The organism is Nonomuraea sp. 10N515B (genome assembly GCF_052245915.1).
Taxonomy (GTDB): Bacteria; Actinomycetota; Actinomycetes; order Streptosporangiales; family Streptosporangiaceae; genus Nonomuraea.
In genome coordinates this window covers 13,660-32,646 of sequence record NZ_JBQQBQ010000047.1, presented here as the reverse complement: position 1 = coordinate 32,646, position 18,987 = coordinate 13,660, and the positions used below count along the sequence as shown (strand labels likewise).

The window sequence follows — 18,987 nt, the reverse complement described above, 5'->3', positions numbered from 1 at the left end:
TCGGTACGTGGCCCGCCAGCGATCGAGGAGACCGGCATGACCATCGCCCCCTACCCCGTGACCGACCCCGTCGCCGAGCACGGGGAGGGGCCTGTCTGGTCCGGCCGCTGGGGCGGGCTGAGGTGGGTCGACATGCTGGCCGGCGACGTGCTCGCGCTCGACGCCCAGGGCGCGGTGCGCCGCCGCCACGTGGGCGCGGTGGCCGCCGTCGTGCGGCCGCGCGTGTCCGGCGGCTATGTGGTCGCGGCCGAGCGGGAGCTGCTGCTGTCCGGCTCCGACGACCTGGACGCCCCGCTGCGTTCCCTGGGCGAGGCGTGGAGCGATCCCTCGATCAGGATGAACGAGGGCGGCTGCGACCCCGACGGCCGCTTCTACATCGGCAGCATGGCCTATGACGCGGCCCGCGGGCGCGGCGCGTTCTACGTGGCCGAGCCCGGCGGCGCGCTGCGGGTGGTGCTGCCGGAGGTGACGATCTCCAACGGGTTCGGCTTCAGCCCGGGCGGCGCCCTGGCCTACTACGCCGACACCGAGACCGGGCGGGTGGACGTGCTCGACTACGACCCCGAGAGCGGGCTCAGCGGGCGGCGTCCTTTCGCCGTCGTCGATCCCGCGCAGGGGGCTCCCGACGGGCTGACGGTCGACGCCGAGGGCGGGGTGTGGGTGGCGCTGTGGCAGGGCGGGGCCGTGCACAGATACGACGTGGACGGCCGGCTCGACGCGGTCATCAGCCTGCCCGTACGCAAGGTCACCGCGGTGACCTTCGGCGGCGAGGATCTCGACCGGCTCTTCATCACCACGTCGGCGCTGGACGTGGACCGGGCCGAGCAACCCGGCGCGGGCGCCGTCTTCGCCGCCGACCCGGGGGTGCGCGGCCTGCCGGTGCTGCCGACGACGCTCTGACGGCCGGCCATTTGGTGGGGGCGACGTCCATCCCGCGCCGGCGAGCGGGAAGGGCCACCCGCGGCGTCATCCGGCTCCAACATGGTCACCGGTGTGAACGTCGCCCATAGCTTGGACCGCCGGACGCGCCCGGCGGTTCCCCTGCTCCAGGGAAACCTTCGGCCGCGATCGCTTTGCTCATTCGCCGGAGATATGCCTAAGATGCCGCAGCGCTTGATCTCCGCCATGCGGCCAGGCGCACGATTCCCCGGCGGGCGGCTCCTGTCGCGCCGGACGTTCAGCGGGTCTCCCTTTCATCGCGGCCGCTGACGCATCACCACGTGAAGGCGTGCGCCTCTGGCGTACGTCTTCTTTTGGCTTCTGATCGATCCTGAAGAGAGGACACACGCATGATCGGCATGCCCGGAAACGGCCCGGCCCCGCGGTCGGTGGGAGCGGACGGCCTGCCTCGGCAGTTCGCCCGGACGCGGCGGTTCAGCCTGGGCGCTCCGTCCGCGTTCACCGTCTCGGCGGACGGCGCGTCAGTGATGTTCCTCCGCAGCCGGGGCGGCGACGACCTCGCCGCCTGTCTGTGGGCGCTGGACCTGGACTCGGGGGCCGAGCGCCTGCTCGCCGACCCGGTGGAGCTGCTGGGCGGGAAGGCGGCGGGCGGGATCGCCACGTACGCCACCGACGAGGCGGCAGGGGTGGCGGCGTTCGCGCTGGCGGGACGGCTGTGGGTGGTGGACGTCGCGAAGGGCGGCGTACGCGAGCTGCCCGCGAGCGGCGACGTGCGCGACCCGCGCCCGGACCCGGCGGGCCGCCGGATCGCGTACATCAGCGGCGGCGCCCTGCGCGTGATCGAACTCGACCGCGCCGAGGACCACGCGATCGCCGAGTCGGACGGGCCCGAGGACCGCGCGATCGCCGAACCGGACGGGCCCGCGGTCCGGTACGGCGTCGCGGAGTATGCGGCGGCCGCGTCCATGGGCCGCACGCGCGGACACTGGTGGTCGCCGGACGGCGCCCGGCTGCTGGTGGCCAGGGTGGACGAGAGCGCCGTGGCGCTGTGGCACGTGGCCGACCCGTCGGACCCGGCCCGGCCGCCGCGCGCCGTCCGGTACCCGGCGGCCGGCACCGCCAACGCCGAGGTCACCCTGTGGATCGCCGGGCTGGACGGCACGCGTGCCGAGGTCCTATGGGACCGGACGGCCTTCGAGTACGTGACGGCCGCGGGCTGGGACGCGCACGGCCCTTACCTGGCGGTGCAGAGCCGCGATCAGCGGACCGTGCGCACGCTCGCCGCCGACCCGGACTCCGGGCGTACCGTGCTGCTGGCCGAGCAGCGCGACGCGCACTGGGTGCAGCTGGTCGGCGGCACGCCGGCGCGTACGGCGGCGGGCGCGCTCGTGGCGCACGCCGACATGGACGACACCCGGCGGCTCACCCTCGACGGTGTCCCGATCACCCCGCCCGGACTGCAGCTGCGCGAAGTCCTCAGCGTGAGCGGCGACGCCATCCTGTTCACCGCCTCCACCGACCCGGCGGAGACCCACCTGTGGCTCTACCAGCCGGGCACCACAGGCGAGCGGCCCTTCGAAGGTGAGCCAGAGGGCGTGGGATCAGGCGCGCGCCGGCCCCACACCGGGCTGGACGATGCGGGTGTGGCCGGGCTGCGGCGGCTGAGCGTGGAGCCGGGCGTGCACGCCGGTGTGTGGCGGGCCGGCACGCTGGTGCACGTCACCCGCACCCCCACCCGCCCCGGCGCCACGACCAGAGCCCTGCGCACCGGCCGGCCCGCCGTCACGATCGCCTCGCTCGCCGAGCGGCCGGTGCTGACCCTGCGCGCCACCGCCCTGACCACCACCGAACGCGAGCTCCGCAGCCACCTGCTGCTCCCCTCCTGGCACCGGCCGGGCGACCCCAAGCTGCCCGTGCTGGTGGACCCTTACGCCGGCCCGGCCCTGCAGCGGGTCACCGCCGACCAGGCGCCCATGACGTTCGTCTCCCAGTGGTTCGCCGAGCAGGGCTTCGCCGTGCTGATCACCGACGGCAGCGGCACCCCGGGACGCGGCCCGTCCTGGGAACGCGAGGTCCACGGCGACATCTTCGGCCCGCCCTTGGACGACCAGGTGGCCGCCCTGCACGCGGCCTCCGCCCGCCATCCCGGCCTGGACCTGAGCAGAGTCGCCATCCGCGGCTGGTCCTACTCGGGCACGCTGGCCGTCATGGCGGTGCTGCGCCGGCCCGACGTGTTCCACGCCGCGGTGGCGGGAGCCGGAACGAGCGACCAGCGCCTCTACGACACCCACTGGCGGGAACGTTTCCTCGGTCACCCCGACCGGCACCCGGAACGCTATGAGACCTGCTCGACGCTGCCCGAGGCCCACCGGCTGACCCGGCCGCTGCTGTTGATCCACGGCCTGGCCGACGACAACGTGTTCGCGGCCGGCTCCCTGCGGCTGTCCGCCGCGCTGCTCGCGGCCGGCCGCCCGCACGAGCTGCTGCCGCTGACCGGTGTCGCGCATTCGCCCACGTCCGACCCCGACGTCTTCGAGGGCCTGCTCCTGCACCAGCTCGGCTTCCTCCGCAGACACCTCTGATCAGCGGCGGCGGGCGCGGCCTCCGGTCCCGCGCCGCGCGCCCCGTCCCCGTCCGGGGCGGGGCTGCGGTCTCGGCTCGCCGCGTGTGCCGGGCCAGTGCGAGGGGCGGGTGAGCGCCGGGGGAAGGCGGGTGGCGGCGTCGCCCTTGGCCGCGTTGAGCTGGGCTTGGGTGAGGAAGATGCTGCCGGTGAGGTCGGCGCCCGCCAGGTCCGCGCCCCGCAGATCCGCCCCGATCAGGTCGGCCTGCCGCAGGTCCGCGCCGCGCAGATCGGCCGCGATCAGGTAGGCGCCGCGCAGGTCGGCCCCGCGCAGGTCGGCGCCCCTGAGCCGGGCTCCGACCAGGTCGGCGCCCCTGCGGTCCTTCCCCCGGCAGCCCGCCCTGACGAGCTCGCTCACCTGCAGCAGCAACGTGTTGACCCCGGCCCGGTGCGCCACCAGATCGAGCTTCTTCAGCGCGTCGACGCTCTCGCGGGTGAGCCGCTCGGTCTCGTCGAGCGCCTCGCGCAGCTCGGCGTGGATCGGCCCGGCGGCCTCCAGCGTCAACGCCTCCGCCACGTACCACAACAGCTCGTGCAGCTGTCGCACGACCGGGAACACCGCGAACATCTGCCCAGCGGTCTCCGGCGCCTGCCGCCAGCTCGTGCCCGCGAACGTGACCTGCGAGACCTTCTGCCCGGCTCCGAAGCAGTCGTAGACGGTGCAGCCCGGATAGCCGCGCTGCCGCAGCTGTGCGTGGATGGCGCAGCTGAAGTCGTCGCGCAGGTTATGGCAGGGGTCGCCGGCGGCCTTGTCGGCGGCGAAGTCGGCCGAGGCCGAGAACGGCAGCGCCACGCAGCACAGCCCGAAGCAGTTGGCGCAGTCGGCCAGCAGGCCGAGCTCACGCGGGTTCGTTCCGGGCAACGTGTTGACTCCTCAGCAGGTGGCGGTACATCAAGGGTACGCCGTCACCCGCCGAAGCGACGCTGCCGGGCCGCGAAGCTGCGGAGCGCCCGCAGGAAGTCGATCTCGCGGAAGGCCGGCCAGTAGGCCTCGCAGAAGTACAGCTCCGAGTAGGCCGACTGCCAGAGCAGGAAGTTGGACATGCGTTGCTCGCCGCTGGTGCGGATCACCAGGTCCGGGTCGGGCTGCCCGGCCGTGTAGAGGTGCTTGGCGATGTCGTCTGCGGTCAGCGTGGCGGCCAGGTCCAGCATGGACTGCCCGGCCTCGGCCCGCTCGTACAGCAGCTCGCGCAGGGAGTCGATGACCTCCTGGCGGCCGCCGTACCCGATGGCCAGCGTGAGGTGGAAGCCGGTGGCGCAGGTGCGGGTCGCCTCGACGGCGCTCTTGAGTGCGCGGGCGGTGGTGTCGGGCAGCATGTCGAGCAGGCCCGCGACGTGCACGCGCCAGCGGGCGTCCGGCCGGTCGAGCCGGTCGGCGACCATCTGCTCGATCACCCGCAGCAGGAACGCGACCTCCTCGTCGCCTCGCCGCTGCAGGTTCTCCGTCGAGCACAGGAATATCGTCAGGTGCCGGATGCCGAGTCCTTCGCACCAGGTCATCACGTGCTCGATGTGGTCGGCGCCGTACTTGTGGCCGATGCTCGGGTTGGCCAGTCCCCTCTGCCTGGCCCAGCGCCGGTTGCCGTCGATGATCAGGCCGACGTGCTGCGGCAGCGGGCCCGACATGACCTGGCGGCGCAGGCGGCGGGCGTACAGGGCGTGGGGAAGATCAGTGATGTGCACCCTATTAGGATGGCGCGCCCAGCGGGCGCCGAAACCGTTTCCTCAAGGGCCGGCAGCGGCCGTTTCGACGCCGTCGAGTAGCACGGCCAAGCCCACCGTGAACGTCTGCCGGGCCCGGTGCCGCAGCCACGGCTCGCCCTCGCCGAGCGTGTCGTCCTCCGACTCCACCCAGCTGACCAGCGGGTAGCGCGCGGCGAACCCGGGGGCCACCTCCTCCAGCAGGGCCGAGCGCGCCTGCCACCATTCCTCGTCCGACACCCCGGTCTCCGACGGGGCCTGGCGCGACTCGGCGACCGTCCTGGCCGCCCCGCGCACGAAGTCGAACAGCAGCGCCACCACGCCACGCAGCCTGGCGGGCGGCAGGCCGGTCAGGCGCAGGATGCCGATTAGGGTCTCCAGCGCCGCGAACTCGTTCGGCCCCAGCACGGGCCGCGCCTGCGACACCTGCGCCATCCACGGGTGACGCAGGAAGAAGGCCCACATGTGCTCAGCCCATGCGGTGACGGCCGGACGCCAGCCCCCGCCCAGGTCGTAGTCGACCGGCAGCTCGGCCATGGCCCGGTCGTACATGAGGTCGACCAGCTCGCCCTTGCTCGGCACGTATGTGTAGAGCGCCATCCCGGTGCGGCCGAGCCGCTCGCCGACCTTGCGCATGGACAGCGCCGTCATGCCCTCGCCGTCGGCCACTGCGATGGCGGCCTCGACGATCAGGTCCACGCTGAGCCCCGGCTTGGGCCCCGGCCGGGCCTCGTCTCGCTCCTGCGTGCGCCACAGCAGCGCCATCGAACGGCGCGCGTCACCCTGACCGGCGTACACGACCAACGCGGGACTCTCCTTGCGGACAGAACTCCTTACGGCATAAAGCGTATCAGTGGCGTGCGCTCCGGCCCTCGCGGGCGGCCGCGGGGGCGAGCATCAGATGCCGTGCCTGGCCAGGGGCTCGACGAGCTCGCGCTCCTCGTAGGACAGATGCGACAGCAGGCTGTCGGTGAGCAGGTCCACGACCGCACGCAGCTCGCTCAGGCGGCCGGCCGGGTCCCCGACGAACGCCACCAGCGCCCGGTCGATCCGTTCGAGGATCTTGTGGATGGCCTGGTGCTCCTCCTTGAGCCGGTCGAGCACCGGGGCGAGTGCGGGCTCGACGCGGCGCAGGTGGGGGAACACGGCCGCGTCCTCGGCGGAATGATGCATGGTGAGGAGCCGGCAGTAGGACTCGCAGTAGGCGCCGAGCGTCCAGTTGTTCTGGCGCATGGTCATGGTGTTGATGTGCGAGCGGGCGGCGTCCGCGTCGAGCGTTCCCGCGGCGACCTGGCCGATCAGGTCGCGCAGCTGGGCGAGCTCGGCGCGCAGGTGGTCGTGCACGTCGATGAGGTGCCGGCCGTTGGCCTGCTCCCGGGGGGTGTAGCGCCTGGCGGAGTCGGGGCGCGGCGCGGTGGGCCGGGTGCTCTCGTCCCAGACGCGGACGTCGCTCAGGCGCACGCCATCGTCCGGGGTCGGGGTGAACCCCAGCGACGGCTCGGCCGCCGGCGGCGTCTGCGGTGAGGCACTGGGCTGGGCCGCTCGTGGCGCGCGTCCCTCGGGGCTCCCCTCCATGGTTGCGGTTGGGGCGGTGCGGCGCGCGGCGGCGACGAGCTCGCGTACGGCCGGCGCCGTCTCCGCGGCGAAACGCTGGATCTGAGCCGGATCGCCGGCCATGAGGGTGAAGACGCTGATTCCGTGCTCCAGCGCGAGCTCAGCGAGCTGGGCGGGTGGCAGCTCCTCGCCGAGGTTGAGCAGGCGGCGGATGTCGCCGGGCGCGCGGCCGGTCTCGGCGGCCGACTCGTCGATGACGGCGTTCCCCTCGGCGATCTTGGCGGTGGTCCGGAGATGCGGGAGGGAGGGAAGCCAGCCGTCGGCGAGCCGTCCGGTGAGGCGGAGCATCCGGGGCTTGTACGCGCCGAGCCAGATGCCGATGTCGTGGGCCGGACGCGGCCCGCGCGGCGTGCCTTCCACCCGGTGGTGAACGCCGTGGAAGTGAATTCCGCCGGGCGCGTCGGTGTCCCATGCGGCACGGATGATCTGGATGCCTTCCTCAAGCGCGGCCACGGCGTCGCCGGGGGTCAGGCGCGGGGCGCCCATGGCCGCGATGGCGTCCCAGTAGCCGCCCGTCCCGAGACCGAGCTCGAACCGGCCGCCGCTGAGAAGGTCCAGGCTCGCGGCGGCCTGGGCGAGCATGGCGGGCGGCCGCAGGGGCAAGGGGTGCACGTTGCCCGCCAGCCTGATCGTCTCGGTGGCGGCGGCCACGTAGCCGAGCAGCGTCCAGGTGTCCAGGAGCGCCGGCTGGTACGGGTGGTCCTGGAAGGTGACGAGGTCCAGCCCGGCGTGTTCGGCGAGCTGGGCGAGGGCTACGACGGTGCCGGGGTCCTGCGCGTACGGCACGATGTTGGCGCTGAAGAGCAGGTCGTGGCCGTAGTCGGGCATGAGGGGCTCCTTGCGGCGGGCCGCGCATTAGTTGGTAGTACGAATAGTTGTTACGCGAGAAAAATAGTTCGTACTACCAACTAGTGTCAACTAGACTCGGTGGCGTGGTCACCACGAAGGAGCCCCTCCTGCGGTTCACCGAGGCGCTCGTCCGCCTGTCGCACCTGGTGCAGCAGGTGTTCGACGAGGTCGCCAGGGAGCACGACCTGACCCCGCAGCAGGCCCAGCTGCTCTGCCTGCTCATCGACGGGCCCGTCGGGATGACGGACCTGTCCCGGTCCCTGCACCTGGAAAAGTCCAGCCTGACGGGGCTGGTGGACCGGGCGGGGAAACGCGGCCTGGTGGCCCGCGCCCGCGACTCGAAGGATCGCCGGGCATGCCGGATCGTGCTGACCCCGGAAGGGGAACGGCTTGGGGCGCTGGCGCACGAGGCGATGAGCGAGCGGCTGGAGGCGCTGGCGGGGAAACTGCCGCAGGAGCACCGGCACCTGCTGACGTCGGCCATCGGCGGGATCCTCGCCGAGCACACCGCCCAGACCGGCCGCGCCTGGACCGCCTCCGCGAGCTGACGGGCCGCACGCCGGCGGGATCGACCCACTCGGCGGCGCCCGATAGCTGTTCGCCAAGGGCACAGCGCTTGGTTGATAATGTCCCATGCTGCCCGACGCCCTCAGAGCCGCTCTGGACCAGGCCCTGACCCGCTACTCGCCGCAGGAGTTGTCCCGGTCGGTCGCCCACCTCACCGAGAGCTACCGCACCCCGTCAGCCGGGGGCACGCACCTGCGCACCCAGGCCGACGTCGCCGCCTACGCCGCGTACCGCATGCCCGCCACCTACGCCGCGGCCGGCGCCGCGATGCGTCAGGCGGCGGCGCTGACGCCGGGCTTCCAGCCGGCGACGCTTCTCGACGCCGGCGGCGGGACCGGGGCGGCCATCTGGGCGGCGGGCGCGATCTGGCCGTCCCTGCGCCAGGTCACGGTCATCGAGCACGACCCGCACGTCATCGACCTCGGCAGGCGCCTGGCCCGCGGGTCGGAGGCGGCCGCCGTGCGGGAGACCACGTGGCGGCACGCCGCCATCCGGCCCGGCCTGGACCGGCCGCGGGCCGACCTGACGACGATGTCGTACGCGCTGGGCGAACTCCCCGAACGGGACCGACCGGACATCGTGCGCTGGCTCGCCGACAGCGCCGCCATGGTGATCATCATCGAGCCCGGCACCCCCGCCGGCTACGCCACCATCGCCGCCGCCCGGGAGGTGCTGTCCGGGCAGGGCATGACCATCGCCGCCCCCTGCCCGCACGGCGGGCGCTGCCCGATCCAGCCGGGCCGCGACTGGTGCCACTTCTCCGTCAGGCTGCCCAGGAGTTCCCTGCACCGCCAGGTCAAGGCGGGGACGCTGAGCTTCGAGGACGAGAAGTTCTCCTACGTCGCCGCCACGGCCGGCCCGTCTCCGCGCGCCGAGGCCCGGGTGCTGCGTCACCCGCAGAAACGCAAGGGCGTGGTGTCCCTGCGGCTGTGCACGGCCGACGACGGGCTACGTGACGTGATCGTCTCCAAGCGGCAGGGCGAGCTCTACCGGCGCGCCAGGGACGTGGACTGGGGTGACGCGTGGCCGGGCGGTGAGGGCTGACGTCAGGAGCGCCGGGCCGCGAGTTCGTCCAGGTCGCGGACGAACCAGAGGTGGGTGCCCCGGTTCGACTCCAGCACCCAGGCGCGCAGGGCTTCGCTCGCGGCGGTGAAGCGGGAGACGTCCCCCACGATCGCCAGCCCCATCCGGTAGTTGACGAACTTCTGCGCGATCTCCCCCGCCACGCCGGTGCGCAGGGAGAAGAAGTCCTCGTGCAGCCGCTCGGCGGGCACGGCGACCCAGGTGGCGCCGTGCCCCCATGCCTCGCCGATGAGGTCGAGCGCGTCGCGTTCGTCACGCAGCGGCGGGCCGTCGAGCGGGCAGAGGTGAACGCCGTCGTCAGGCATGGGCGGTCTCCAGGAAGTCCATGATCTCTCGGGTGTGGGCGGGGAGCAGGTGCCCGGCGTCGGGCAGGAGGCGTACCTCGGCGTGCGGGACGTTGCGCTGGAGGCGGCGGCGCGTGTCGTGGGAGTCGAGCAGGGCGTCGCGGCCTCCGACGATCGCCAGCACCGGCACGGCCAGCCCGCGTAACGCCTCGTCGCCGAAGACCGGCACCTTGCCGCGGCGCGGCCGGAAACTCTTCTGGATCAGCAACGAGAACGCGCCGAGATCACCGCCGCCCTCCGCGGCGGAACCGTTCGCGGCCACCCCCTCCGCGGCGGAACCGTTCGCGGCCACCCCCTCCGCGGCGGAACCGTTCGCGGCCCATCCGTCCGCGGCGGGGCCGAGGAGGCGGCGCATGGCGCGGCGCAGGCCCCGCTCGCCCAGCAGCATCAGCGGCAGCGCGCCCAGCAGCGGCAGCCACCGCTGGCGGCCGATGCCGCTGGGGCAGAGCAGGGCGAGCCGTTCGACCCGCCCGGCCCTGCGCGTGGCGTAGTCGACCGCCAGCCATCCGCCGAGCGAAACGCCCACCATCGAGGCCCGCTCCACGCCCAGGGCATCCAGCACGTCGTCGAGCCACGCGGCGTACGCGCCGGAGCCGAGCGGCGGCCGCGACGGCGCGCTCAGCCCCGGCTCGCCGATCACATCGACCGCGTACACCCGCAACCCCCGCGCCCAAGCGGCGACGTCACCCATCCACATGGCGCTGGTGGCCCCCGATCCGTGCAGGAGCACCACCGCGGGCGCGCCGTCCGGCCCGGACGCCAGCACGAACGTCTCGCCCTGCCCGGTCGGCACGCGCACGTGCTCGCCCGGCACCGGCCAGCGGCCGAGCAGTTCCCGGTAGCGCCGCTCGACCGCCCGCGCGCCCTCCGGCGAGGAGTAGATGCCGCTCATTGCCGCACCAGCGCGTCGACGATCCGCAGCACCTGGGCGCTCTCCTCGAGCCCACCCAGCACGATGATCTTCAAGTGGGCGCGCTCCTCGTCGTACACGAACTCCACGCGGAGCCCGTGCGGCGCTCCCGCGAGCGATCCCATGACCATCGTGCTGATCCGGTCCATCTCACGCCGCTCGACGCCGTCGATCTGCACGATGCTGGACACCTCGGCGTGCCGCGGCACCTCCGGGCGGTCGTCGGGCAGCCCGGCGAACGCCGCGAGGTCCTGCCTGGCGATCCGGTATTGCCTGCCGACACGCACGGCGGGAAGCCGCCCGTCCCGCACGTAGTTACGCACGGTCTTGACGTGCAACCCCAGTCGCCTGGCCGCCTGCTCCACGGTGTATTGCTCCATAACACTCCCTACAATAGGGCATGTCAGGGAAGAATAGGGAGTCAGGCATGCGGTCCCACTGCCACGGGGCCGATGGTCAGGCGCGGCCGGCCCTCCAGCACCTCCCCCACCCGCTCCACCTGCTCGTCGAGCTCGCGCAGGTGGGCCGGTGTGAGATCGCGGAGCGTCTCCACCGTGACGTCGATCTTGCTGCCGGAACGCCGCTGGTGCCACACCCCGCAAACTTCCCCGTCCACCAGCAGCACGGGGAAGTTCCCCGCCTGGCCGCCGGCCAGCGCCCGCTGTGCCGCCGCGCCCGGGTACAGCAGCTCACGCGGCCGCCCGGCCACCACGTACGCGTCGAAGTACGGCAGCAGCCGCACCCCGCGCGGCGGGTCCGAGGGGAAGGCCGTGTCGCCGGCGACCACCCAGGCCCGCCGCCCCTCGAACAGCACCTCCTCCAGCCCGGCCCCCTCGAACCCCCGGGCCGCCCACCTCACCGGCCCGCCGGCCCATTGCGCGAACTGGTCGGGGGTGGCCGGCCCGTACGCCGTCAGATACCTCCTGACCAGGCCGCCAAGCCCGTCCTCGACCGGCTCGGCGGGAGGCGGGGCGGTGTAGGTGACCTTGCGGCCCCTGTTCGGGCCGAAGACGACCGCGCCCCGGTGCCCCGCCAGCGCCATGGCCTGCCGCCAGCGCGGCCACATGCCCTGGAACGCGGGCATGACCAGGTCCCCGGCCCACGGCCCGGTGGCCGCCACGACGGCGTCGCTCAGCTCGTCGATCGTCATCTCCGGCCCGGCGGCGAGCACCTCCCGGATGGCCTCCACCACCTGGTCGGTCCGCTCGGGCGTCATCCGCACGCCGTCGGGGAAGGCGGCGTGCCCGGGAGGCACCGACGACAGCGCGCTCACCCACAGGGGCAGGTCGCGGGCGGGCAGCAGGTGCACGGTGCCGCGCGGCCCGAACGTCTTGACCAGGCTGCGCCGATCCCACAGCGCTTCGCGCAGGTGCCTCCGCGTGGCGCCGTCCAGCCGCAGGGCGACGGACGCCTCGCCGGCCGACATCACCTGCGCGTGCGCCCCGCACATCACCGCCACGACCTCCGCCGGGTCCGCCTGGCCCCAAGGTGCCGCGCTCAGCCCGGCCCGTTGCAGCCGCCGCGCGCTCACCTGCGGCCACGACACTTCGATCATCAGTCCTCCTCCGTCCGCATCCTCACGGTAGAGGCGAACGCGGAAGATTACCTGCCGCAATCGACGGTGGCCATGCCCCTTTGGACGGCGCGCTGCCAAAGGCCGCTACGCCGAAGTAAGTGTTCGTAAAGCCATCTTCAATTCGGAATCAGTAATGTCACGCCTCATGACCCGCCTCAGTCCCGTCCTCGGACCGCTCACCCCCCGCCAGCGCTGGCGGCGGGTACGGCTCCAGGCCTATTCCTGGGCCCTGACCGGCGCCTACCGGCTCGGCGCGATGCATCCGGCCATCTGGCGGCTGGTCGCCCGTGGTTACCATCCCGCGCTGGACCGGGTCGCCGCCAGGCACGCCAGGGTGGCCTGCCAGTTCGCGGCCGTGGACGTGCCGGCATACCGGCACTTCCTGCGCGCGAACGGGGCCGAGCAGGCCAGCCGGCTGGCGGATTTCCCCGAGACCACCAAACAGAACTACGCCGGCGTCTACGACGAGCAGAGCCGCTGCCAGGAGGGCAGGCTGCACCGCCCCGGCGTGATCGTGGACGAGTCGTCGGGGTCGAGCGGCAAACCGTACAACTGGGTACGCGGGCCGCGCGAGCTCAAGGGCATCTACCGCAACGCCGCCGGGTACATCGAGCTGGTCTTCCCGGGCGAGCGGCTGTTCGTGATCAACGCGTACTCGATGGGTGCCTGGGCCACCGGCACGACCACGGGCGCCTCCATGGCGCGTATCGCGATGGTCAAGAACACCGGGCCGGACCTGGAGAAGATCGCCGACACGCTGGAGCACTTCGGGCCCGGCTACGACTATGTGGTGGCCGCGTACCCGCCGTTCCTCAAGCACCTGCGCGACCGCCTCGACGAGGCCGGGTTCCCGTGGCGGGACTATCGCATCCGCGGCATGGTCGGTGGCGAGGGCATGACCGAGGCGCTCCGCGACTACCTGCAGGAACGCTTCGAGGAGGTGCGCTCCGGCTACGGCGCCAGCGACCTGACCATCGGCATGGGCGCGGAGAGCGGTTTCAGCGTGTGGCTGCGCAAGCGCCTGGCCACCGACCAGCCGCTGCGCGACCGGCTGCTCGGCCCGGGCGAGCAGCGGCTGCCGATGATCTTCCACTACAACCCGCTGGAGACGTTCCTGGAGGTCAACGCGGACGGCGAGCTGCTGTGCACCATCAACACCAAGAGCTGCCTGCAGCCCAAGCTCCGCTACAACGTCGGCGACGAGGCCCGCCTGTACACCCTCGCCGAGGTGCGGGAGGCGTTAGGCGCGGAGGAGTACGAGCGGGCGTGGACCGACGAGCGGCTGAACCTGCCGCTGCTGTTCCTGTTCGGGCGCAAGGACTCGACGATCTCCTACATGGGCGCGAACCTCTATCCGCAGGACGTCGAATACGGCCTCTACCAGGGCAATCCATACGCCGCCGCGATCAACCGGTTCTGCCTGTCGCTGGAGGAGCTGCCGGGCCTGGAGTACCGCCCGGTGATCAACCTCGAGGTACGCGGCGACGTGGACCGTGAGGAGCTGGCGGCCATCTGCCGCAAGGGCGTCGTCGCCCACCTGAGCACGGTCTCGCGCGACTTCGCCGAGTCGCTCAAGGAGGACCCGACGGCCGCCGACCTGAGGGTCAAGGTCCACGACCTGGGCGAGGGCCCGTTCGCGGGATTCACGAAGATGAAGAACGTCTATCTGGTGAAGGACTCATGAGGACCACGGATTTCAGCAAGGCGCCGCCGCAGGGGCAGGCGACGGCCATGTTCGTCGGGGCCACCCGCTACCGGGGGCCGCTGTCGATCCTCACCCTGACCTTCACGTGGTTCCGCATGGTGCGCGACATGAAGCGGATGCGCGGCTACCGCTGGCACAAGGTCTACTGGGAGTTCCCGTTCACGCTGGGCACGCTGGCGTTCTTCGAGGACCGCGACGCGCTGCTGCGTTTCGCCCGCAGCCGGCACCACCGCAAGCTCATGCAATGGGTGACCGACGGCACCAAGAACGCCACCGGCGGCTACATCCGGCTCTACCACGCCGAGCCCGAGGGCTACAGCAACGGCGTCTGGCGGGCGGAGGGCGGCCCGATGGCACACATCGAGACGTTCACGCCGCTGTCGGCGGAGGACGGCGACGGCCCGCCGGTGAAGCGCGGATGACGGAGCTCGCGGGGCTGCAGCCCGTCGAGACCCGCCGTGACCTGCGCGACTTCCTCTCCCTCACCGGCCGCCTCTACGCCGGGGAGCCGCGGTTCATCCCGCCGCTGCACGCGCAGGTCCGCACGTGGTTCCGTCAAGGCGTGCGGATGTACGTGCTGCGCCGGCGCGGGCAGGTCGTGGCCAGAACCACCCTGCACTCCGATGACGCACTGGACGCCAAGCTGGGCGGGCCCACCCAGCTGTTCGGCCTGACGGAATTCGCCGAGGAGGCGGCAGAGGAGCTCTTCGACGGCATCTGCGCCGCCGGGCGGGCCGCGGGCAGGGAATCGGCCTTCGGTCCGGTGTCGCTGCTGCCCAACCAGGCGGGCGGGGTCATCACCTCGGGCTTCGGCGAGCGCGGTTTCATCGACAGCGCGTGGAACCATCCCTACTACCCGGCCGCTTACGAGGCTTACGGATTCACCCGGCACTTCGAGTCCGACACCTGGATCTGCCCGGTGCCGGACAAGGAGCTGTTCGCGTTCGACGACCGGAGGATCGAGGCCGAGCGGCTCCGGGTGCACCGGGGAGACCGCCGGCGGGTGGCGGAGCAGCTGCCGATCCTGCGGGAGATGCTCAACGCAAGCTTCGCGCAGCTCGGCTACTACACCGAGATCTCCGCCGAGCAGCTGGCGGCGCAGACGGACGGGCTGGCGTACCTGCTGGACGAGGCGCTGCTGCTGTACCTGACGAAGGCGGACCGGCCGGTGGCGTTCGTGTTGTGTCTGCCCGACATTTCGGAATTTGTCGCGAGATGCCGGGGCAATCTCCATCTCCTGCGGCAGCTCCGGCTGCTCGCCACCCGCTCCCGCTACCGCCGCGAGGCGGTGCTCATCATCAAGGGGACGGTCCCCGGCGAGCAGGGTCACGGCTACATGCGGCTGCTCTCGCGCGAGCTGCACGAAGGGCTGCGCCGCGGCGGCTACCACACGCTGCGCAGCACGTACGTCGAGCGCACCAACCCCGGCTCCGCCGCCCAGTACGTCGCGATGGGCGGGCGCCCGCTGCACGGCTACACCTTCTACGCCAAGGACCTCCTCTCGTGAATGAGTTGCGGGCGCTGGAGCCCGACTTCTGGCGTGCGCCGAGCGCGCACAACACCCAGCCGTGGACGCTCGCCTACGGGGCGGACGAGGTCGCGGTCGGCTGGGATCCGGCCAGGGCGCTGCCCGTCAGCGACCCCACGGGACGCGACCTGCGTCTCAGCCTGGGGGCGTTCGTGGAGTGCTGCCTGATCGTGTGCGCGGACGCGGGCCTGTCCATCGCCTTCCGCCCCGACCCAGGGCCGCTGCGCGTGGGCTTCCTGCACAGGGCCGAGGAGCCGTACCGCACGCCGTTCACGACGGCGGACGTGCGGGCGAGGGGCGCCAACCGGGGCGATTACCACCCGGGACGGCTGCCGGACGACGTGGCCGCCGGGCTGGCCGGGATGCGACGGGTCGCCTGCCGGGACCTGGCGGACCTGCTGCACGCGGCGGACCTGCACCAGTTCGGGGACCGGGAGGTGACGCGGGAGCTGCGTGCCTGGCTGCGCCTGACCCGCCGGCACCGCCGCTACCTGCTGGACGGCCTCAGCGATCGGGCGCTGGCGCTCAGCCGGTTCGAGGCGCTCGCCCTGCGCGCCTCGCTCGCCCTCTACCCGGCGCTGCGCCCCCTCGGTCTGCCCAGGGTGCTGGCCGGCGCGTCGCGAGGGCTGCTGGACTACGACGGGGACGTGCTGGTGCTGGTCGGGGCGGCCGGCGATGAGGTGGAGCAGGGCCGCCTGCTCATGCGGCACTGGCTGACGTTGTCCGGCCTCGGCTACACCACGCATCCGCTGAGCCAGATCATCGACTGCGGGCCGACGCGGGAGGCGCTGGCCCGGCGGCTGGGGGTGGACGATCCCGCGTCCCTGCTCCACGTGGCCCGCGTCGGCCGCCCGAAGGCCCCTGCCGCGCCGTCGGCCCGGGTCAAGGAGGGGTAGCGGCCGGGTGCGCAGTTCCCGATCATCCAGGCACGACTCAGCGGCGCTTATGAGCCGCAGGCGGCCCGCACCTCCGCGATGAGCCGCGCCGCGTCGTCGACGGTGCGGCCGATCTCCTCCGGTGTGTGCCCGACCGCCGCGAGCAGCGCCTGCGCCCGTTCGCCGAACCCGCTGGGCGCCGACGGCAGCCGGTCGGCCGAGGCCACCATGCCCTTCTCGTTGATCAGCCAGGCCCCGTCGTTGGCGTGCAGCGCGTGGCAGGCGGCCCCGATCGCGCGGAACAACGCCCCCGCCGCGTACACCGGGTCCCATCCTGCGGCACCGTACCGGGCGATCATGAGGGCGAAGTCCGCCTCCCTCAGCTCCCTGATCAGCGCCGCGCGCAGCGCCGGCGGGTACTGCGCGGCCTCTTCCCGCAGGGCGGCCAGCTCCCCGCCCGGGTCGGTCAGCACCCGGCACAGCGCCACCTCCCCCACGTAGGCGTGTGAGTAGAAGCCCAGCGGATGCCCTGTCTGGACGCCGACCTCGTACCGGCCTTCCCGGCAGTCCCGCCAGATCCGGTGGACCCGGTCGAGGTCGCGATAGATCCAGTCGACCCGCCACCCGTCCACGGTCAGCCATCCACCGCCGTCCACCCACGGGCCCCACCCGCCCGGCTCGGTCACGTCGACCGGCTCGCCCGTCACCTCCCGCGCGAGCGCCCGCAGCCGGTCCACGTCGAGTCGCCCTCGGTAGTAGAGGCCCAGGTCGATGTCGGAGTCCGGCCGGTGTGTGCCGCGCGCTCTGCTGCCGCCCAGCACCACGGCCACCACACCGGGCACCTCGGCCAGCCGGGCGGCGATGGCGTGAAGATCCTTCTCTTGCATGGGGTCGAGACTAGAGGCCGCTCCCCCACCCACCGGTTCGGAACGGCGGCGAGGCCCGCAGCGCGTACCTCACTCCCACGCCGGGTCCTCCGCCAGCTTCTCGGCGATCCGATCGTGGAAGCTCTTGCAAGCGAGGACCTGCTCGATATCGGCGACGACCCGGGTGAGCGGGTAGGGGATCTCGGCCTCGATCTCGGCGATGGCGGCCTCCGTGGCCCGCCACTCCGCCGCCAGGCGGCCGACGATGCCGCGGGCGTTGTCGGTGAGCGTCACTTTCTTGCTGCGTGCGTCCTCGCCCGCGACGGTCCGGACCCAGCCGGCCGCGCGCATCGCCGCCACCTTCTGGCTGAGCGCCGAATGCGTCCGTCCGACCGACTCGGCCAGTTCGGTGATGGTCATCGGCCCGTGGGCATGGAGCCGGAGCAGCTCCATGACGAAGCTCGGCTTGAGCCCGTTGATGCGCTTGTCGGAGTAGAGCCGGGCGATGTCCGCGTCCATCGAGGCCTGGAGAAGCCGCAGAGGCCGCCAGAGGCTCTCCTGGGTGGGATCGGGTGCGTGGGAGTCCGCCATGAGCAGATTATAAGAGTCCTTATATAAGCACTGTTGCACCCGGCCGCCGTTAGCCGAGCCAGATGCGCCGGTAGGTCTCCCGGTAGCCGCGTGGCTCCCATGAGGTGGAGTTGTCCACGTTCCCGGTCGTGGTCAGGTGCACCGGGGTCACGTACCCGCTGGGCGGCCGGCCGGCGAACGCGCGGTTGAGCTCATCGATGATCTGGCTGCCCTGAGCGTTCAGCGGCTCAGGGACCGTCGCCTGCTGGAACTGCCGGGCACGGATGCGCTGGAACGCCGAAGGATCCCCGTCCCCGGCGCCGATGGCGTAGGGAGGCCCGCCACCATTCCGTCCCGCGGCGCGCAGCGCCGGGGCGGCGTCGGCGAAGTAGACGTCGTTGATGGCGACCGAGTGCGTCCACCGCTCGCCGAAGCGTGACAGCAGCGAGGAGGTCACCACCGGCATCCGGCTGCCGGTGTCGGGCAGCGGGATGTTCTCGTACGCGAGCACCTTCACGCCGGAACAGCTCTGCAGGGTCTTCCTGATCAGCTGGGACTTGTTCTCCGCGAAGGGGATCGAGGAGTCGGTGAAGATCACGACGTCCGCGTCGCCGTTGGAGGTGGCGATGATCCAGTACGCGCTGATCCTCGCGACGTCCTCCACCCGGCTCGTCACGTTGGTGAAGAGCTTGGGATTCGCGCTGGGGCCCGGTGACGGGGTGGCGTGCCAGCCGACGAGCTGAATGCCGGCGGCATCGGCCTGCTTGACCTGCCGAGCCACGGAGTTCGGGTCGAACCCCCCGATGACGATGCCGGATGGCCGGAGGGCGATCGCCTGCCCCAGAGCCGACCGGATCCCGGCCGGGGTGCCTTGGCCGTCGATCACGCGGACGCGCCATCCTATGGTCCGGGCGGCCTCCCGCACCCCGTTGGCGGTGCCGGCCACGCCGGGGTTCGTCATGGTCGAGGCGACGAAGACCACGCTCTTGCCGGCGACCGCGCGCGGCCCGATGGTGGGGCCCTCCCACGCAGTGTTCACCGCTTCGGCCCGCGCGACCGCCCGAGCGGCCGTTTCCGTCACGTCAGGGCACGGACTTGCCGCCCGGTCCCGGGTGGGCGCGCCGTCCGGCGTGGGGCGGGGCGCGCCGCGTGAGCAGCCGCCGGCCACCACGCCGGTCACCACGGCGGCCAGCGCCAGCGCCGTCGCACCACGCCGGAATCCGTGGCAGGTGAGATCCATGCCTGCTCCTCGCTCAGGGCTCCTCACTCAGGGCTGTGC

At 72.5% G+C, this 18,987-nt stretch carries 19 protein-coding genes; 8 read left to right on the top strand and 11 right to left on the bottom strand.

All coding sequences use genetic code 11. From position 1 onward, the window contains the following. The first annotated feature begins 36 nt into the window (after positions 1-36). Entirely contained in the window at positions 37-900 is an 864-nt protein-coding gene (locus tag ACTWQA_RS43310; RefSeq protein WP_443164700.1) for an SMP-30/gluconolactonase/LRE family protein, read from the top strand. 389 nt (positions 901-1,289) lie between these two features. Further along, positions 1,290-3,482 carry a prolyl oligopeptidase family serine peptidase gene (locus ACTWQA_RS43305; RefSeq protein WP_443164699.1) on the top strand — a complete coding sequence of 731 codons (2,193 nt, stop codon included), beginning with the start codon at positions 1,290-1,292 and terminating at the stop codon, positions 3,480-3,482. Here the strand turns inward: ACTWQA_RS43305 and ACTWQA_RS43300 are convergent, their stop codons facing one another. The 4 genes from ACTWQA_RS43300 to ACTWQA_RS43285 all read right to left on the bottom strand — a co-directional run bounded on the left by ACTWQA_RS43300 (position 3,483) and on the right by ACTWQA_RS43285 (position 7,663). Next, on the bottom strand, positions 3,483-4,382 hold the full coding sequence (locus ACTWQA_RS43300) for a pentapeptide repeat-containing protein (RefSeq protein WP_443164698.1): 900 nt from the start codon (positions 4,380-4,382) through the stop codon (positions 3,483-3,485). 44 nt (positions 4,383-4,426) lie between these two features. Continuing rightward, positions 4,427-5,146, bottom strand: coding sequence for a polyprenyl diphosphate synthase (uppS, locus tag ACTWQA_RS43295; RefSeq protein WP_443164741.1), 720 nt, complete (start codon positions 5,144-5,146; stop codon positions 4,427-4,429). 99 nt (positions 5,147-5,245) lie between these two features. Beyond that, complete coding sequence (locus tag ACTWQA_RS43290) at positions 5,246-6,025, bottom strand: TetR/AcrR family transcriptional regulator C-terminal domain-containing protein (RefSeq protein ID WP_443164697.1); 780 nt, start codon at positions 6,023-6,025, stop codon at positions 5,246-5,248. Between the two features lie 93 nt (positions 6,026-6,118). Further along, entirely contained in the window at positions 6,119-7,663 is a 1,545-nt protein-coding gene (locus tag ACTWQA_RS43285) for an LLM class flavin-dependent oxidoreductase (protein WP_443164696.1), read from the bottom strand. A gap of 104 nt (positions 7,664-7,767) precedes the next feature. On the opposite strand from ACTWQA_RS43285, the gene ACTWQA_RS43280 reads away from it, so the two are divergent. Beyond that, complete coding sequence (locus ACTWQA_RS43280) at positions 7,768-8,232, top strand: MarR family winged helix-turn-helix transcriptional regulator (RefSeq protein ID WP_305917124.1); 465 nt, start codon at positions 7,768-7,770, stop codon at positions 8,230-8,232. An 85-nt stretch (positions 8,233-8,317) separates the two neighbouring features. Then, on the top strand, positions 8,318-9,295 hold the full coding sequence (locus ACTWQA_RS43275; RefSeq protein ID WP_443164695.1) for a small ribosomal subunit Rsm22 family protein: 978 nt from the start codon (positions 8,318-8,320) through the stop codon (positions 9,293-9,295). 2 nt (positions 9,296-9,297) lie between these two features. On the opposite strand, the gene ACTWQA_RS43270 is transcribed toward ACTWQA_RS43275, so the two are convergent. Genes ACTWQA_RS43270 through ACTWQA_RS43255 form a run of 4 tightly spaced genes read right to left on the bottom strand, consistent with a single transcriptional unit; the run spans position 9,298 to position 12,143 of the window. Further along, positions 9,298-9,639 carry a DUF4180 domain-containing protein gene (locus tag ACTWQA_RS43270; RefSeq protein ID WP_443164694.1) on the bottom strand — a complete coding sequence of 114 codons (342 nt, stop codon included), beginning with the start codon at positions 9,637-9,639 and terminating at the stop codon, positions 9,298-9,300. Continuing rightward, positions 9,632-10,570: an alpha/beta fold hydrolase gene (locus ACTWQA_RS43265; protein WP_443164693.1), complete on the bottom strand. Its 939-nt coding sequence runs from the start codon at positions 10,568-10,570 to the stop codon at positions 9,632-9,634. The genes ACTWQA_RS43270 and ACTWQA_RS43265 overlap by 8 nt, the downstream gene beginning before the upstream one ends. Further along, on the bottom strand, positions 10,567-10,968 hold the full coding sequence (locus ACTWQA_RS43260) for a helix-turn-helix domain-containing protein (protein ID WP_443164692.1): 402 nt from the start codon (positions 10,966-10,968) through the stop codon (positions 10,567-10,569). Before ACTWQA_RS43260 ends, ACTWQA_RS43265 begins: the two co-directional genes overlap by 4 nt. A 41-nt stretch (positions 10,969-11,009) precedes the next feature. Next, positions 11,010-12,143, bottom strand: a complete 1,134-nt coding sequence (locus tag ACTWQA_RS43255; protein WP_443164691.1) for a winged helix DNA-binding domain-containing protein — start codon at positions 12,141-12,143, stop codon at positions 11,010-11,012. A 166-nt stretch (positions 12,144-12,309) separates the two neighbouring features. On the opposite strand from ACTWQA_RS43255, the gene ACTWQA_RS43250 reads away from it, so the two are divergent. The 4 genes from ACTWQA_RS43250 to ACTWQA_RS43235 are packed head-to-tail and all read left to right on the top strand — an operon-like array spanning position 12,310 to position 16,293. Continuing rightward, positions 12,310-13,848 (top strand): phenylacetate--CoA ligase family protein, encoded by a 1,539-nt coding sequence (locus ACTWQA_RS43250; RefSeq protein WP_443164690.1) that lies wholly within the window; start codon positions 12,310-12,312, stop codon positions 13,846-13,848. Then, the gene (locus ACTWQA_RS43245; RefSeq protein ID WP_443164689.1) at positions 13,845-14,291 is read left to right on the top strand and encodes a DUF4188 domain-containing protein; all 447 of its coding nucleotides are present in this window, start codon (positions 13,845-13,847) and stop codon (positions 14,289-14,291) included. Before ACTWQA_RS43250 ends, ACTWQA_RS43245 begins: the two co-directional genes overlap by 4 nt. Beyond that, a complete protein-coding gene (locus tag ACTWQA_RS43240) occupies positions 14,288-15,376 on the top strand; it encodes a hypothetical protein (protein WP_443164688.1) in 1,089 nt (362 codons plus the stop codon). The genes ACTWQA_RS43245 and ACTWQA_RS43240 overlap by 4 nt, the downstream gene beginning before the upstream one ends. Beyond that, positions 15,373-16,293, top strand: a complete 921-nt coding sequence (locus ACTWQA_RS43235; RefSeq protein ID WP_443164687.1) for a hypothetical protein — start codon at positions 15,373-15,375, stop codon at positions 16,291-16,293. The genes ACTWQA_RS43240 and ACTWQA_RS43235 overlap by 4 nt, the downstream gene beginning before the upstream one ends. A gap of 47 nt (positions 16,294-16,340) precedes the next feature. Here ACTWQA_RS43235 and ACTWQA_RS43230 read toward each other — a convergent pair whose 3' ends face one another. From ACTWQA_RS43230 to ACTWQA_RS43220, 3 genes are all read right to left on the bottom strand, one after another. Beyond that, entirely contained in the window at positions 16,341-17,159 is an 819-nt protein-coding gene (locus tag ACTWQA_RS43230) for a nucleotidyltransferase domain-containing protein (protein ID WP_443164686.1), read from the bottom strand. Between the two features lie 69 nt (positions 17,160-17,228). Next, the gene (locus ACTWQA_RS43225) at positions 17,229-17,729 is read right to left on the bottom strand and encodes a MarR family winged helix-turn-helix transcriptional regulator (protein ID WP_443164685.1); all 501 of its coding nucleotides are present in this window, start codon (positions 17,727-17,729) and stop codon (positions 17,229-17,231) included. A gap of 49 nt (positions 17,730-17,778) precedes the next feature. After that, complete coding sequence (locus ACTWQA_RS43220; protein WP_443164684.1) at positions 17,779-18,948, bottom strand: substrate-binding domain-containing protein; 1,170 nt, start codon at positions 18,946-18,948, stop codon at positions 17,779-17,781. Positions 18,949-18,987: the final 39 nt, after the last annotated feature.

What these genes read in the sequence shown, in the direction of transcription:
- ACTWQA_RS43250 (WP_443164690.1), top strand. Translation starts at nt 12,310, where the DNA reads ATGACCCGCCTCAGTCCCGTCCTCGGACCGCTCACCCCCCGCCAGCGC.
- ACTWQA_RS43245 (WP_443164689.1), top strand. Translation starts at nt 13,845, where the DNA reads ATGAGGACCACGGATTTCAGCAAGGCGCCGCCGCAGGGGCAGGCGACG.
- ACTWQA_RS43255 (WP_443164691.1), bottom strand. Translation starts at nt 12,143, where the DNA reads ATGATCGAAGTGTCGTGGCCGCAGGTGAGCGCGCGGCGGCTGCAACGG.
- ACTWQA_RS43285 (WP_443164696.1), bottom strand. Translation starts at nt 7,663, where the DNA reads ATGCCCGACTACGGCCACGACCTGCTCTTCAGCGCCAACATCGTGCCG.
- ACTWQA_RS43275 (WP_443164695.1), top strand. Translation starts at nt 8,318, where the DNA reads ATGCTGCCCGACGCCCTCAGAGCCGCTCTGGACCAGGCCCTGACCCGC.
- ACTWQA_RS43305 (WP_443164699.1), top strand. Translation starts at nt 1,290, where the DNA reads ATGATCGGCATGCCCGGAAACGGCCCGGCCCCGCGGTCGGTGGGAGCG.
- ACTWQA_RS43260 (WP_443164692.1), bottom strand. Translation starts at nt 10,968, where the DNA reads ATGGAGCAATACACCGTGGAGCAGGCGGCCAGGCGACTGGGGTTGCAC.
- ACTWQA_RS43265 (WP_443164693.1), bottom strand. Translation starts at nt 10,570, where the DNA reads ATGAGCGGCATCTACTCCTCGCCGGAGGGCGCGCGGGCGGTCGAGCGG.
- uppS (WP_443164741.1), bottom strand. Translation starts at nt 5,146, where the DNA reads ATGTCGGGCCCGCTGCCGCAGCACGTCGGCCTGATCATCGACGGCAAC.
- ACTWQA_RS43225 (WP_443164685.1), bottom strand. Translation starts at nt 17,729, where the DNA reads ATGGCGGACTCCCACGCACCCGATCCCACCCAGGAGAGCCTCTGGCGG.
- ACTWQA_RS43220 (WP_443164684.1), bottom strand. Translation starts at nt 18,948, where the DNA reads ATGGATCTCACCTGCCACGGATTCCGGCGTGGTGCGACGGCGCTGGCG.
- ACTWQA_RS43240 (WP_443164688.1), top strand. Translation starts at nt 14,288, where the DNA reads ATGACGGAGCTCGCGGGGCTGCAGCCCGTCGAGACCCGCCGTGACCTG.
- ACTWQA_RS43230 (WP_443164686.1), bottom strand. Translation starts at nt 17,159, where the DNA reads ATGCAAGAGAAGGATCTTCACGCCATCGCCGCCCGGCTGGCCGAGGTG.
- ACTWQA_RS43310 (WP_443164700.1), top strand. Translation starts at nt 37, where the DNA reads ATGACCATCGCCCCCTACCCCGTGACCGACCCCGTCGCCGAGCACGGG.
- ACTWQA_RS43270 (WP_443164694.1), bottom strand. Translation starts at nt 9,639, where the DNA reads ATGCCTGACGACGGCGTTCACCTCTGCCCGCTCGACGGCCCGCCGCTG.